We start from the raw sequence: 14235 nt of genomic DNA, 5'->3' as shown, positions 1-14235 counted from the left end.
CGGCGGCCGTGTGATGTCCGGGAGAGTGTGTTGCTGATGATACCGTATGTGAAACAGGTGAAAGACGAGCTGTTGCCGCAGCTGAGTATCCGCAGTTTGGATCCGTACGAACCGGTTGAAGTGGTCTTCGTACCCAAGCCGTGGAGGGTAGTTGGCGCCGGCAATTATGCGGCGGTACTGCTCCATCCGGCTGAGCCGGATAGAGTCGTCAAAATTTATGCCGAAGGCCGTCCCGGACTGCCCGATGAGATCCAGGTATACCGGAAACTGGGGTGTCATCCGGCCTATTCGGAATGTTATTATGCAGACGATACGTTTCTCGTTCTAAAGCGGCTTACCGGAGTGACGCTGTACGAATGTTTGCGAAGAGGAATCCGGATTCCGGAGCGGGTTATTACCGATATCGATAAGGCGCTCGATTATGCGCGGAAGCAAGGGCTTAATCCGCACGACGTTCACGGCAAAAATGTGATGATGATCGACGGGCGCGGAGCGGTTCTGGACGTATCGGATTTTCTGAAAGACGAGCACTGTGCGATGTGGGACGATTTCAAAAGGATGTATAATTTGTTTTATAAGCCGCTTCTGCTGCGCGTGACGGTTCCGATCCCGAATCCGCTGCTGAACATGCTGCGCAAGGGGTACCGGATCATCCGCAAAAGAGGCAGCTCCTGATCCGAAACATAGGCAGTGGGAGGGATTGCGATGACAGTTGAGAATGAGAAAGACTGGGCGGGACTTAGACGAATCGGCCGGATTGTGGCGATGGCGCGCGACTCGATGCTGCGTTCGGTTCGTCCCGGTATGACGACGGCCGAGCTGGATGCGATCGGCGAATCGGTGCTGAAGGAGCACGGGGCCGTCTCCGCTCCGCGCAAAACCTATAATTTTCCGGGTGTGACGTGCATCAGCCTGAACGACGTCGCCGCACACGGCATCCCGGGGCGCAGAAAAATCCGCACGGGCGATATGGTCAACGTAGACGTCTCGGCCGAGCTGGACGGGTATTACGCCGACACCGGAGCTACGATCGTCGTTGAAGGGAACGGTTTGAATACGGAGCTGAAGCGGCGGCTGGTCGACAGCTCGCGGACTGCGCTGGATCTGGCAATCGCGGAAGCGAAGCCGGGGGCGAAGCTGAACCGGATCGGCAAAGCGATCGAACGCGAAGCCCGCCGAAGCGGGTTTACGGTCATTCGCAATCTGGCCGGGCACGGTGTAGGGAGAAAGCTTCACGAGGAGCCGGGCGATATCGTGAATTTTGAGAATAAAAAGGACGGACGGCTGCTTCAGAACGGTGTCGTGGTCGCTATCGAAACGTTTTTGTCCACAGGTGCGGAATACGTCTTGGAGGAACAGGACGGCTGGACGATCCGGACGCCGGACGGCAGTCTCGTCGCGCAATTCGAGCATACGGTTGTGGTGACCAGCGAGGGGCCTGTAGTGCTGACTGTCTGACCGCTAGGGATAAGCGCGATTAGCGGTTAAAGACGCAATGATAAGGAGGCGGATCGGATTTGACAGATAAAACAGGATCTGATACGTTTTGTATCGGTGACTTATCCTGATGATACCGTCCCCGATTTTGCTGCCGGAGGTGCTTGATGCCTTACACGCCCGCTCATCCGGTAACGGCTATCGCGATCGACAAGCTTTTTCCGAACAAATTCAACAGAACCGGACTCGTAGCGGGAACGCTGGCGCCGGATTTGATGAATTTCGTCGTGCTCCGGCCGGCCGATACCGGTTTCGGTCATTCTCCGATGGGGATGCTGACGATTGGGCTGCCGGTTTCCATCCTGATGTGTTATCTTTTTCACAAGCTAGTGCATGGCGATCGAGCTGCTGGTGTTTGTTGCTTTTATACATAGCAGACGTGATGTGATCCGTATACCGGAATTTATATCCGGACCGGCGAAGATCGGTTATTGGTCGGTCGTCCTGTTGTCTTTGTTTGGCGCTACGGCGCTGGGCCTGCTGCTGTACGATACCGGGTATCGCAGGTATGGATTGATGATTGTATCCGTCGCTTCGGTAACGGGAGCGGTGATCGGATTCATAACCGCTTTGGTGGCGTTTCTTACGGCGCGCAGGAGAAGGCCCCGGGCGGACCGGAAACAAGGCGCCGGGAGTTGAGGTCAAGTTGCTCCAAGTTCGACTGGAGTCCATACTGCTGCGGCAGACGCTTCCTATCCACTTCAGAAGTGGTTCGGGGAGCGTCTATTGGTGCTTGGCCTGGCTCGGCCAACGCGTGCAGACGAATCAGTCGGAAATAATTCGTAAGCAAGAGGATTAGTAAGGATAACGATTATACAAGCGCTTTCATTCGACACTGCCGGACTCGTCCCATCCGAACGTTTTATGTATAATGGCTACTGGCGAACATCGGACCCGACTTTTCTGAGAGTGGAAAGTCAACGATACAACGATAAGAGGGGGAGTTTTGCCTGTGTTTGGCGGAAAATTGAATAATTGGAACGTATCGACCGTGAGAGCAGACGTGTTGTCCGGCATTACAGTTGCTTTGGCGCTCATTCCGGAGGCGATCGCATTCTCGCTCATTGCGGGCGTGGACCCGATGGTCGGGTTGTATGCCTCGTTTTGCATCGCCGTCATTATCGCATTTGTCGGAGGCAGGCCCGCGATGATCTCGGCGGCGACCGGAGCGATGGCGCTTGTGATGGTTACATTGGTGAAGCAGCATGGAGTCGAGTATTTGTTCGCGGCTACGGTAGTTACCGGGATATTGCAGGTGTTGATGGGCGTTCTGCGAATCGGCAAGCTGATTACGTTCGTACCCCATTCGGTTTTAACCGGATTTGTCAACGCTTTGGCGATTTTGATCTTTATGGCGCAACTGACGCATTTTGCAGGAGAGGGCTGGCTGATGTATGTGCTCGTCGCCGCGACGCTGGCCATCATCTATCTTCTTCCCCGATTGACAAAGGTGTTCCCTTCGGCATTAGCAGCGATTATCGTCATATCGGCTATTGTGATCGGTACGGGAATCGATGTGAAAACGGTCGGTGATATGGGGACTATTTCCAGTTCGCTGCCGGTATTTCATCTTCCGCAAGTTCCGGTCACGCTGGACACATTGTGGATCGTGCTGCCATATTCGTTCTCGCTGGCGCTAGTCGGCATTATGGAATCGCTGCTTACGGCAACGATTGTGGACGAGATGACGAATACGCCAAGCGATAAAAACCGGGAAGTCAAAGGACAGGGCATTGCCAACGTGGTGACCGGCTTCTTCGGCGGCATGGCGGGCTGCGCGATGATCGGACAGTCGGTTATCAACGTCAAATCGGGAGGGCGAACGAGGCTGTCCACGTTCGTGGCCGGTATGTTCCTGCTTTTTCTCATCCTCGTGCTCGGGAATGTAGTGAAGCAAATTCCGATGGCCGCTCTCGTCGGCGTCATGTTTATGGTCTCGATCGGCACGTTTGACTGGCGTTCCTTAACGGAGCTTCGTAAAGTTCCGCTTGGCGATGCGGTCGTGATGATCGCAACCGTGGCGATTGTCGTCGTCACTCATGATTTGTCCAAAGGAGTTATTGCCGGGGTGGTACTAAGCGCGATTATATTTGCGTGGAAAATGGCGTCGATCCGGACGACCGCCTCCGAGCATCAAGGCGTCCGCACCTATACGGTGTACGGGCAGCTGTTCTTCGGAACGGTGTATCCGTTCGCCGATTTGTTTGCAGTAACGGAAGACCCCGATATCGTGCGGATCGACTTTGCGCATTCGCATGTGTGGGACCAGTCGGCGGTTAAGGCGATAGCCAAAGTACAGGCCAAATATGCGCAAGCGGGTAAACAGGTACAACTCGTCGGGCTTAACGAGCAAAGCCGGCAGCTCGTCGACAAGCTGGGGCTGGCCGTTCCGGCCAATCCCTAACGAGCGCCAGCAAAAAAAGAATCCGTTCCGGACGCATCCTTGATGCGAAGTCAGGAGGGATTCTTTTTTGTAGGGAGTGCCTTATTGGTAGTTGTAGGGGCTCGTCATGACCTAAACAACGAGAAAAGCTGCCGCCTGTGCAGAAGCTTTTCTTCATTCAGGCTCAGGAAATCATGCGAAGCTGTTTCCTTATAGGGGATGAGGTACGGGAGCAGCCCCCGATTCGGTCCTCATCTGGCGGCCCGGGTATGGCATTCGAGCGAGCGGATCAGATCTGCGACCGTTTGCCGGCGAAGCCCGTCCAGCAGCCGTCTCTCCAAATCTTCCGTCAATCCGGCGAAGACGGCCTGCATCTCTTGTCCGAACATTCCGCTTGAGGTGGAATCGATCAAGCCGCGGGTAAGCGGTTCTTCGACCTGCATAGCGACGTAGACGTCCGCGATCGTAATCGCCTCAGGCGGCTTGGCGAGCCGGTATCCGCCGTCCCGCCCTTCCTTTGCCTCGACCAACCCGTGGCTGGCCAGCCGCGCCAAAATACGGCGCAGCAGCGCCGCCTGGGATTCGATGCTCTCCGCCATATTGCAGCTGGGACAGACGCCGTCCTGATGTCTGGACAGCAAGATTAAGGTTTGCAGGGCGTATCCGAGCCTTTTCGGCGTTGAAGGGTGTTGATTGCCCGGTGTCGTCATCCAAGTTCCACCTCCCTCTCTATTGTGACGCTTCCCGTCCGATTTGAAAAGCGGTTTCTTATCGTTGCCGTCTGCCGGCGGACCACCAGGAGGGCGGTTGTATACAGATTGTGGAGACAAACGTGGTATAATGGCAAAATACGAATATGTTTCCGGGAGCTGATCGGATGTCGCTTGCAGGCGAGGAGAGAAAACATTGGATACTGGACAGGCTTGAGAGCGAGGGGAAAGTGACGACGCAGGAGCTGGTGGAGCAGTTCGGCGTATCCTCCGAGTCGATCCGAAGATATCTGGAGGAGCTGGAGGCCAAACGCAAGCTGAAGCGGGTGTACGGCGGAGCGGTCAAGCTCAATCCGTCGCGCGAGGAGCCGCCGTATTTGAACCGCGAAGTGTTGTTTGCCGAAGAGAAGAGACGCATCGGCCGGGCGGGCGTTACGCTGGTGGAGGACAACGACGTCGTTTTTATCGACGACGGCACGACGACGCAGCAGGTGATCCATTATTTGTCGGATAAGCGCAATGTGACCGTGCTGACATTTGCCGTGCCTGCGCTCCATCTGCTGATCGACTATATGAACAAAGGGCTGTTTACCGGACAAGCGTATTTTCTCGGCGGCAAAGTGAATGCGGCTCACGCCCGGGTATCCGGTTCGATCGCGGAACAGGCGGTCGAACAATTTTATGCGGACATCGCCTTCATCTCGGTTGACGGCGTAACGCCGGAGCGGGGAATTACCGGGTTCGATGCCGAACGGGGGCAGCTCGCCCGCAAAATTATCGAACACTCCAGACGGACGGTCGTCCTGACCGACCACTCCAAGCTGGGGGAAGCCCGTTTTTATAAGATGGCCGATCTGGAGCAGGTGGATACCATCGTATGCGACGTAGATATGCCGGAAGAGTGGAGAGAGATCATGCAGGAGCTGGATGTGAACTGGATTCATGCGCTTTGAGTGCGGGCTGGCGGCGGGAGGCGAGCGGTTCGAATAGACGCGTCCGGGGACAGCTCGGGACGTGGCGGCGATACGCTCCATACGCCGGAAGAAGGGCCAACCGCCCCGCCTCGGGCCGGATGCACATGTCGTGCCAGCACGATAACGGGCAGTTGGCGAATTGCGGTTTTTAAGTCCTTTGGTGTCGCATGTGTCTCCTTACTCCGGACCGGGTTCCATCCGTACAATCGTTTGTCGCTCCGGGTCCCACCGCCAGTCGGGGGAACCCGCATGCAGATGGACGCCGCCCAGCCAGCAGTCGATTCCTTGCACTGCGATCCGATCCAGCGCTCCTTCGAGCACATTACGGCCGGTCTCGGTCAGGACAAGGCGGCTGCTGCCGAATTCCGGCGGGGGGCCTGTGAGACCGGGGAAATCGGACGCGCCTTCCAGACGAAGAAGGGCTTCCCGTCCCTGCGCCAGCGAACGCAGAATGGACCAGAACTGGATATCGCCCATGCCGAACCAGTTCACCTTCGCTCCGACCCGGCTGAACAGTTCAAACGGCCGGTCGATGCCGCCGGCAAGCTGCTCCAGCAGCAACTGCTCCACGATTCCGAGTCCGTTGTGCACCGAAGGGTACCGCGACAGGTGGAACCGAAACGCTTCCTTGAGATAGGGCAGAGCGGAGCAGTCTTCCTGAAGCAGCGCGGCCAGCGGGCGCGGGTCCGGGGAAACGAACGCTTGCCAGGCGCGGCTGCCCAGTTCCAGCTCCGAGTGGTTGACCGGATTCCACGTTCCGGATAACGATGTCAATTGCCCGGACGATAATTGGCCCAATCCCCGAAAGTTCTCGATTCCGGGAAACGACCCGATGCATAACAAATGCAGCTTCGTCCGTCCCAGCGATTGTCTCGAAAACCAGTCGAGCAAGTAACAAAGCATCGTCTGGTCGAACAAGTCGTACTCGAACCATAACACGATCTCGTCATAGTCGCGAAATCCGGCCAGCTGCCGCTCCTGCGCCTCACAGCCGGATAAAAACAGATCGCGCGGAATCCCGAGCGTCTGCTCCAAGCGGGAAGCCCGGAAAGCGAGGGCGTCCGGATTCGCCTGCTCGGCAAATACCGGACCTTCCGAATAAATTTCCCGCCATACCAAAATGTCCCCCTGAACGACCCCCTGCTTTAAAGTTTCCACTACCGAATCGCCGTTAACAATGTGCAGCACCTTACTTCCTCCTTCATTCAGCTCCCGGAATACGGATACGAAATCCGCAACCGGTATCACGCTTCTCAATTTGTGTCTGGCGTCAAACAAACGTTTCTTCAAGGCCGGGACCGGCGTTCCGAGAAAGGCCGAAATTTCGGCGAGGGAATACCCGTGAATATAGAACAGCTGGACCGCGGCCCTCAGCCGGTAGGGCAGGACGGAGACGGACCGGTGAATCATCCGGCGGAATTCCCTTTTCTCCGCCAGTTCGTGCGGCGAGGGCTGGTCGGAGGCGAGCTGTGACACGAATTCGTACGGCAAGGACGATTCCCGGTTCCGGCGCACAATCCGGTTGCATTGGCGGGTAACAATCGTCTTGAACCAGCCGGGAAAAGCATTCGGGTCGCGCAGGCGGGATAAATGAACGAAAGCTTCGGCAAACGATTCCTGCACCGCATCCTCGGCCAGATAAGGGTCGTTCAGTTGATTGCAGGCGACGGCATAGGCCATATCGCCGAATTGGCGGACCAGTTGAGCGAATGCATCGCGGTCTCCCTGCTGCGCCGCTTTTACCGAATCCATGAGATGCCATCCTTTCTGACTAGCGTTCTATTACTAAGTGCCGGAGGCTGACGAAAAGGTTACCGGATCGTATAAAAAAGGAATGCGAAAATCGTACGTTCATTCCGATGGTACTGGAAAAGCTGCCGGTATTCAATGTCAATCGCGCTGTTTTGTCCAGCGGGCAAACCGCGCAAAGTCCGCTCGAACGGCCGTACCGGGGAGTAAGCCTTGATTTACGACAGCTTTTGCGGCACAATGGAGAGTATACGACACGGAGGAGATTAGGATGACGGAGACCGGCTCGATACAGAACATGCTGGATAAGATGGCGAGAAGCGGATGGAGAATTACGGACCAGCGGAAGACGATGGCGTCCATCTTCGCAGGCGCGGACGGTTATTTGTCTCCCAAGGACGTGTACGACCAGATGCGGGTCAAATACCCCGGAGTCAGCTTCGATACGGTATACCGTAATCTCCGGATGCTCAGCGAGATGGGCGTATTGGAGCAGTTTTATTTTCTGGAGGGCGGCTTGAAGTTCAGGGCGAGCTGTTCGTCGCACCATCACCATCATTTAATTTGCACCAATTGCGAGAAAACGTTAACGTTTGACTTTTGCCCGATGGAGCAGCTCAATCGTCTGCCGGGTAACTATAAAATTATGAACCACCGCTTCGAAATTTACGGGATTTGCGAGGAATGCCAAAGTTAATAACGGCTGGACCTGCCGCAGCCGGAAGCGGCACCGGATACGGACTTGCCGGAGGACTTTACTGAGCGGAAGGGTCCGGCGCTTTTTCCCCAAGCCGCTTTTGCGGCTTTTTGGCCGTTGGTGGAAACGGCGGGCCCACATATAGCCTGTTGACGGCATCAGCGGATTTGTGTTACGATTTAATAGTAAAAATTACGATTTAATACAAGACGCGTACATCGATTGGTCCGGGCCAGCCCGGTTTCGAAAAATTGTTGCACGAAAGCGCAAGTGTGGCTTGTGATCGTAAAAATTACATACAAGGGAGCGCGATTGCATTGAACGACAACAAAATTCCGGTTACCGTATTAAGCGGCTATTTGGGAGCGGGAAAAACGACGGTGCTGAATCATGTGCTAAATAACCGCAACGGGCTGAAGGTGGCCGTCATCGTAAACGACTTGAGCGAGGTGAATATAGACGCGGATCTGATCAAAAACGGCGGAGGTTTGTCGCGCACGAACGAGAAGCTGGTCGAGCTGTCGAACGGCTGCATCTGCTGTACGCTCAGGGAAGATTTGCTGCACGAGGTGGAGAAGCTGGCGAAGGAGAACCGGTTCGATTACTTGCTGATCGAATCGACGGGGGTCGGGGAGCCTGTGCCGGTCGCCCAGACGTTCACCTATGTCGATGAGGCGCAGGGGATCGATCTGTCGCGGTATTGCCGGCTTGATTGCATGGTGACGGTCGTGGACGCCTACCGGTTCTGGCACGATTATTCGTCGGGGGAGACGCTGCTTGACCGGGGGCAGGCTGTAGGCGAGGAGGACACCCGGGACGTTGTCGATCTGCTCGTCGATCAGATCGAATTTTGCGATGTGCTGATCCTTAACAAGTGCGATATGGTGGAGGAAAACGACCTGCAACAGTTGGAGGCGGCGCTGCGTAAGCTTCAGCCGAGAGCCAGACTCCTTCGGGCGGTGAACGGGCAGGTCGATCCCGGGCAAATTTTAAATACCGGCTTGTTCAATTTTGACGAGGCGAGTGTGTCCGCAGGTTGGATTCAAGAAATGGAGAAGCCGGCCCATACGCCGGAAACGGAAGAATACGGTATATCGTCGTTCGTTTACGAACGGAGACGGCCCTTTCACCCGGGCAGGCTGATGGGGTGGATGAGCGAATGGCCGCCGGAAATCGTCCGTGCGAAAGGCATCGTCTGGCTCGCTACGCGCAATGAGATGGGCCAATCGATCAGCCAGGCCGGTCCGTCGATCCAATTCGGCCCCGCCGGTTACTGGATCGCTTCGCTGCCGGAGGAGGAGCGTCGGTTGTATTTGCAGGAGGACGAGAAGCTGCGGGCCAGCTGGCATCCGGCGTATGGAGACCGGGCAAGCAAGATGGTGATGATCGGGATGGAGATGGATATTCCGTCGATCGCCTCGGCGCTCGATTCCTGTCTGCTGACCGAGGAAGAGATGGCGCGCGATTGGCGCGGCTTCCGCGACGATTTCCCGAAAGCCCCTGCGGAAGAATGGAGCGCGGTCGAACCGTTGTAAGCCAAAGCGCGAAGAAAAAGAGGCCCCGAGAAGTTTGCCCGTACGGCAGCTTCCCGGTGTGCCTCTTCTTGTGCGCTCAGGAGTCGAACTCGACAGCGGTGTCTGTAACGATGGTCGATATGGCGTGCTTGTAGATTAAATACTGCTTGCTTTTGGATTCGCGGATCAACACGACGAATTTGTCGAAGGCGTCGATCGTGCCTTTAATCCGGGCTCCGTTCATAATGATGATGGTGCAGATTGCTCGGTTTTTGCGCAGGGTGTTCAGACGGCGGTCTTGAATCAATTCCGCCTTTGTCGGGGCCAGCTCTTCAATCACCAATATCCCTCTCTCTCTACTAATCAGGGTTATCTCTATTATACTATAGATCCGCACTTAATATCATGTCGAGTTACATGAATTTCCAACGTAATCGTAACGGGAAGGCGAAATTTTTCCGTTTCGGAAGGTTTTTCACATCCGATACTACGAATGTATGCTGTACCGGATCGGCTGAGCCGAACCGCCGGCAACGAAAAACCTCCAGAACCATGCAAATGGGTTTTGGAGGTTTTTTAAATTATTTCGTCATTTCTCCGTTGTCGTGACTGAACTGCCACTCGATGCCGAACTTATCAACGAGACTGCCGTAGCATTTGCTCCAGAACGTTTCCTGAAGCTCCATCCGGACCGTGCCGCCTTCTTTCAGGCTATGGAAGTACGATTGGATATTGTCGAGATTGGAGCTGACGACGGCGAGGCTTATGTTGTTACCCTGGACGAACGGCATGCCCGGAAAGATGTCCGAGAACATCACGTTGCTGCCGCTGATCTGAAGACGGGAGTGCATGACCAATTCTTTGGCTTCCTCCGGAAGGGTGTAGTCGGGGGGCGGCGGTGCCTCTCCAAAGGTCATAATATGCGGCTGCTCCGTAGCGAACACTTTAGCGTAAAACAGCACGGCTTCCCTGCAATTACCGTTAAAATTCATGTAAATATCGACAGACACTTGCTTCACTCCTCGTAACCGGATTTGGAAAGGGCGAAAATTGTTGTCCAACAAAATTGTATCATTGATCTGCCTTCTGAGCCAACCTCCTAAGCGGCGATGATCTGTAAAGGTTGTATGAACTGCACCTGAATTCTAGCGCATCACCTCTAAGGGATTGCTCAACTTGGCTCATGAATCCAATATTCCCCCTGTGTTTCCCGATTAAACTTGTGCAGACGCATATCGGCTGCATCCGGGGCGAGGACAAGAGGATTAGGGCTCGGAGTCCATTTCGAGTTTAACGGGGAAGAGCCTTATCTGATGCTGGCGATCGGAATTCCGGTTTCCGCCTTCCACCGGTTTATGGAGGAAGCGGCCGGCACCCGGCTGCTCGACTTCTCCTGCCTGCGGTGGCAGCCTGTATGCATGCCGTCCCGGCAACGCCCAACGCGATCATTCACAAGAAACGGGTTTACGGGCGTGGCTTCATTCGGATTCGAGTTGTTCACACACCCTAATCAACGAGCGGTTGAGCGAAGATCCCCATTCACTCCCACACGCTGGCGGATGAAGGCTGTGCCCGGACATGAACATGCTGCGCAACATAACCGCGGGTAATCCCCGTGCTTTACTCAAGCCCGTCTTGTTAACATCGCTCGCCAATCTGGCGGGAATCGTGCCTTATGCGCTGTTGGCGGAAGCGGTCAGGCTTCTGTTCGAACCGTTTGCATCTCCCGGAGCGGTATTCGATACGGTACGGCTTTGGTGGGTGTGCGGCGCGATGGCGGCTTCGCTGGTGGTGCTGTACCTGTGCGAAGTACCGGCGTGCAAGGCGCAATTCCGCAGTGCATACAGCGCGGCGGCGGAAGGGAGAGCGCGGCTGGCCGAACATCTGCGCAAGCTGCCGCTCGGCTATTTGAACAAGCGCGATCCCGGCGATCTGGCGGGTATGATGATGGGCGACTTTACGATGCTGGAGCACGGCATCTCCCATCTCGTCCCGCAAATGATCGGCGCGGTCGTCATGCCGGTTGTCGCGCCCGCCGGTCTGGCGCTGCTCGACTGGCGGATGGCGCTTTCGCTGTTCGCCGCGCTTCCGGGTTGCCGTCTTGCTCGTCCTGCTCGTCCTGACGACCTCCGGGCTCCAGCGGAAGCTCCAAGATCGGCGCGGTGAACCGGTTCCAGGAGTATTTGAGCGGCATCCGTGTCATCAAAGCGTATAATATGACCGGAGACCGGTTTGCCCGGCTGGACCGTTCGTTTCTGGACTTTATGCGGGAGAGCATCCGGCTTGAGGGAACGCTCGGACCGGTCGTGCTTAGCGCGATCGTTTTCATCCGGGCGGGGCTTACCCTGATGGTCATCACCGGGGTATACACGCTGCTCGGGGGAAGTCTGGATGTTGTCGTATTCGTCGCCTTTCTTTTCGTCGGTACCCGGTTGTTCGATCCTTTGACGACGGCGCTTACGGGTTATGCGGAATTCCGGTACTATGAGCAAGCAGGGGAGCGGATCGTACAGCTGATGCAGGAGCCTGTCATGCAAGGGGATCGGCCGCCGCCGGAAGGACACGATATCGAGTTCAGGCAAGTCACGTTCGGCTATCTCGACAAGCCGGTGCTGAAAGACGTGAGCCTGCCCATGCCGTCCGGCTCCTTTACAGCGCTCGTCGGCCCGTCGGGAAGCGGCAAAAGCACCGTGCTCCGGCTAATTGCCCGTTTCTACGATCCGGACCAGGGGGAAGTGAAGATGGGCCGGCGGGGGTTCTCCGTAAGGAGGTGTCGGAGCGGGAAGCGGGAACGTGATCGTCAGCGGGTATACGCTCGGCTGGTACGTTCCGGAGACGAGCGGACCGGCGGCAGTACGTTTTACCGAATCGGGCGGCAGGCGTCCCAGGCAATTAGGTACAAGGACCCGCAGACCTTTCGTTGTTGAAAATTTATAATCGTTTTCAAGGGAAGCAGATTTATTACTACATCATTTGGTTATGGCGGTGAAGCAACAGTGGAACAACAGACGAAAATCACAACGATTGCGGAGGAGATCGCGGATGCGGTCAACCGGTGGTTCGATCAGATCGAGAAGAAGGATGCCGGGGAGATTGTAAGACGCACGACGCTGCAGATCGGCATCCACGATTATTTGCGCTTCGAATACAAAGACGGCCGCATCCGCCTTTATTCGTATGACGACGATTTCGGCTCGCCGGAAGTGGAGGAGCAGGGCAGCCGCTGGACGGAACCTTTGACGAAGGAGGCGATCGAAAGCGGGTTGCTGCCGCAGCTGCAAGAGCGTCTGCTGCAACGGATTACGCGTTATGCGTCGAATCCGCTGTTGAATTACAGGTTTACCGTAATCGGCGAATTCACGCTGGCGGACGGCAAACTCGTCGTCCCGGTCGTGGACTATGTCGATGAGGGGAAAAAAGCACAGCTGCTGCTAAGGCTCGACCAATACATACAGAACAAGCTGCGCAACGGACAGTATCCTACGAAACCGCTGGAAACCTTTTTTCTATCGAATCATTTGGTTGATCCGGGCTTGTATCCGAACGTTGACGCGGCCGGCATCCTGAGCCTGTACGAGCGAGTCATCGAGCTGAACAAAAGCAACAAGGAGAAGCTGGCCGAGCATCGGGCTACATTTATCCGCGCGTTGAGCCAGTGGACGGAAACCGTCTTCCTCCCGCGGCACTTCGATTGCAGAAAGGAACAATGGGGCCTCCCGGTTTACACGATGAAAGCGATCGGCGAGCAGACGCCCGCAGATCCGAAGGAGATGGAGCTAGCGCTCAATACGGCGATACTCATTATCAAGCACGAGCCGAATTACAGCAGACAATCGGGCCTGGACTTGCTCGAACGGCTGAAGGAACTCGGAAGCGACAAGGCGGAACGGATCATGAAGGAAGGCAGCGGCACGATGGATGCGGCGGATGTCGGATATCGCGACGAACTTGTGGAATGCCGGGCTAACGACGTATTTTCGACCGTGACGGTGCAGATCAAGACGGAGTGTGCCGACAGTTACGCCAAAGCGATCGATTTTATATGCAATTTGCTCGAAAAGGGGTTTTCCAAAAGCTACCGGATCAAGCTGAAATCCCAGGCCAAGCACGTCCTCCCCGTACCGGGCCTGGACAAATCGTTAACGCACCGGTTTTTCGCCAACGCGTTGCAATATGCCGAGCTGTATCCAAGGCTGGAAACGTATGCGAAGCTCGCGATCGCCGAGTATGAATGGTATGACGATACCGAAGATGAGCCGTGCTGCATGCCCGGTACGTACGCCGTATTCGGACTGGGGCTTGCGGACCGGCGGTATTTCCCGTTGATCGAATCGTATATGCGCTGTGTGGACGAGGAGCATCAGTCGGTGCAGACGGCTTTCACCTTGACCTTCGTCAAGCAGTACGGAATCGACGAGTCGACGATCCCGATCGTAGCCGCCTGTCTTCTGAAGTGTACGGAAGGCCGATTCGCCAAGCAGCTCGCCAAGGAGCGGGCCTTGTTCGAAACCGAAGCGGTTCTGCAAGCTTTGGCTGCTGTCGTTCAAGGCATGGAGCCGTATGAGGCCGAGCATCTCGTAGATATCGTCTGGGGCGGCGCAGACAAGCTACAGGCGAGAATCCGCAAAGAAAAAGGAGAGCCTGCGCCATTATTAGCCTCCATCCTGTCATTTACGGACAAGAAGCGTCGCCTTCCCTGAACGGGAGTGCG

The 14235-nt window shown here is 55.9% G+C and carries 13 protein-coding genes and 1 pseudogene; 10 read left to right on the top strand and 4 right to left on the bottom strand.

Translation table 11 applies throughout. The features are described 5' to 3' along the window. Window positions 1–36 precede the first annotated feature (36 nt). The 5 genes from IDH45_RS04170 (at window position 37) to IDH45_RS04150 (ending at window position 3901) form a co-directional block, all read left to right on the top strand. Window positions 37–675: a serine/threonine-protein kinase gene (locus IDH45_RS04170; RefSeq protein ID WP_223836368.1), complete on the top strand. Its 639-nt coding sequence runs from the start codon at window positions 37–39 to the stop codon at window positions 673–675. Window positions 676–705: 30 nt separating this feature from the next. Continuing rightward, window positions 706–1458, top strand: a complete 753-nt coding sequence (gene map, locus IDH45_RS04165; RefSeq protein WP_190924978.1) for a type I methionyl aminopeptidase — start codon at window positions 706–708, stop codon at window positions 1456–1458. Between the two features lie 146 nt (window positions 1459–1604). Then, complete coding sequence (locus IDH45_RS04160) at window positions 1605–1871, top strand: DUF4184 family protein (RefSeq protein ID WP_190924976.1); 267 nt, start codon at window positions 1605–1607, stop codon at window positions 1869–1871. 10 nt (window positions 1872–1881) lie between these two features. Next, window positions 1882–2136 carry a hypothetical protein gene (locus IDH45_RS04155; RefSeq protein ID WP_190924974.1) on the top strand — a complete coding sequence of 85 codons (255 nt, stop codon included), beginning with the start codon at window positions 1882–1884 and terminating at the stop codon, window positions 2134–2136. A 313-nt stretch (window positions 2137–2449) separates the two neighbouring features. Next, window positions 2450–3901, top strand: a complete 1452-nt coding sequence (locus IDH45_RS04150) for a SulP family inorganic anion transporter (RefSeq protein ID WP_317891142.1) — start codon at window positions 2450–2452, stop codon at window positions 3899–3901. Between the two features lie 230 nt (window positions 3902–4131). Here IDH45_RS04150 and IDH45_RS04145 read toward each other — a convergent pair whose 3' ends face one another. Then, window positions 4132–4590: an RrF2 family transcriptional regulator gene (locus tag IDH45_RS04145; RefSeq protein ID WP_190924972.1), complete on the bottom strand. Its 459-nt coding sequence runs from the start codon at window positions 4588–4590 to the stop codon at window positions 4132–4134. A gap of 167 nt (window positions 4591–4757) precedes the next feature. Here IDH45_RS04145 and IDH45_RS04140 point away from each other — a divergent pair, with 167 nt between their 5' ends. After that, on the top strand, window positions 4758–5543 hold the full coding sequence (locus IDH45_RS04140) for a DeoR/GlpR family DNA-binding transcription regulator (RefSeq protein WP_190924970.1): 786 nt from the start codon (window positions 4758–4760) through the stop codon (window positions 5541–5543). Between the two features lie 198 nt (window positions 5544–5741). Here the strand turns inward: IDH45_RS04140 and IDH45_RS04135 are convergent, their stop codons facing one another. Continuing rightward, window positions 5742–7316: a sigma-70 family RNA polymerase sigma factor gene (locus tag IDH45_RS04135; protein ID WP_190924968.1), complete on the bottom strand. Its 1575-nt coding sequence runs from the start codon at window positions 7314–7316 to the stop codon at window positions 5742–5744. A gap of 268 nt (window positions 7317–7584) precedes the next feature. Between IDH45_RS04135 and IDH45_RS04130 the strand changes: the two genes are divergently transcribed. Next, window positions 7585–8010 (top strand): Fur family transcriptional regulator, encoded by a 426-nt coding sequence (locus IDH45_RS04130; RefSeq protein WP_190924966.1) that lies wholly within the window; start codon window positions 7585–7587, stop codon window positions 8008–8010. 311 nt (window positions 8011–8321) lie between these two features. Beyond that, window positions 8322–9545 (top strand): GTP-binding protein, encoded by a 1224-nt coding sequence (locus tag IDH45_RS04125; RefSeq protein WP_190925411.1) that lies wholly within the window; start codon window positions 8322–8324, stop codon window positions 9543–9545. Window positions 9546–9621: 76 nt separating this feature from the next. Here the strand turns inward: IDH45_RS04125 and hfq are convergent, their stop codons facing one another. Both hfq and IDH45_RS04115 read right to left on the bottom strand, forming a co-directional pair. Further along, complete coding sequence (hfq, locus tag IDH45_RS04120) at window positions 9622–9864, bottom strand: RNA chaperone Hfq (RefSeq protein WP_317891141.1); 243 nt, start codon at window positions 9862–9864, stop codon at window positions 9622–9624. Between the two features lie 241 nt (window positions 9865–10105). Beyond that, window positions 10106–10534: a VOC family protein gene (locus tag IDH45_RS04115; protein ID WP_190924965.1), complete on the bottom strand. Its 429-nt coding sequence runs from the start codon at window positions 10532–10534 to the stop codon at window positions 10106–10108. A 568-nt stretch (window positions 10535–11102) separates the two neighbouring features. On the opposite strand from IDH45_RS04115, the pseudogene IDH45_RS04110 reads away from it, so the two are divergent. Together IDH45_RS04110 and IDH45_RS04105 are read left to right on the top strand one after the other, a co-directional pair. Further along, a pseudogene (locus IDH45_RS04110) lies at window positions 11103–12271 on the top strand (ABC transporter transmembrane domain-containing protein); the annotation flags it as partial. Between the two features lie 249 nt (window positions 12272–12520). Further along, on the top strand, window positions 12521–14224 hold the full coding sequence (locus tag IDH45_RS04105; RefSeq protein ID WP_317891140.1) for a DUF6138 family protein: 1704 nt from the start codon (window positions 12521–12523) through the stop codon (window positions 14222–14224). Window positions 14225–14235: the final 11 nt, after the last annotated feature.

Source organism: Paenibacillus oceani, from assembly GCF_014705615.1.
GTDB classification, from domain to species: Bacteria; Bacillota; Bacilli; order Paenibacillales; family NBRC-103111; genus Paenibacillus_AB; species Paenibacillus_AB oceani.
Note: the sequence above shows the minus strand (reverse complement) of the source record. Positions and strands in the feature narration are given on the sequence as shown.

Coding starts and splice junctions, on each gene's coding strand:
- IDH45_RS04130 (WP_190924966.1), top strand. CDS start 7,585: ATGACGGAGACCGGCTCGATACAGAACATGCTGGATAAGATGGCGAGA.
- IDH45_RS04170 (WP_223836368.1), top strand. CDS start 37: ATGATACCGTATGTGAAACAGGTGAAAGACGAGCTGTTGCCGCAGCTG.
- IDH45_RS04140 (WP_190924970.1), top strand. CDS start 4,758: ATGTCGCTTGCAGGCGAGGAGAGAAAACATTGGATACTGGACAGGCTT.
- IDH45_RS04145 (WP_190924972.1), bottom strand. CDS start 4,590: ATGACGACACCGGGCAATCAACACCCTTCAACGCCGAAAAGGCTCGGA.
- IDH45_RS04135 (WP_190924968.1), bottom strand. CDS start 7,316: ATGGATTCGGTAAAAGCGGCGCAGCAGGGAGACCGCGATGCATTCGCT.
- map (WP_190924978.1), top strand. CDS start 706: ATGACAGTTGAGAATGAGAAAGACTGGGCGGGACTTAGACGAATCGGC.
- IDH45_RS04160 (WP_190924976.1), top strand. CDS start 1,605: ATGCCTTACACGCCCGCTCATCCGGTAACGGCTATCGCGATCGACAAG.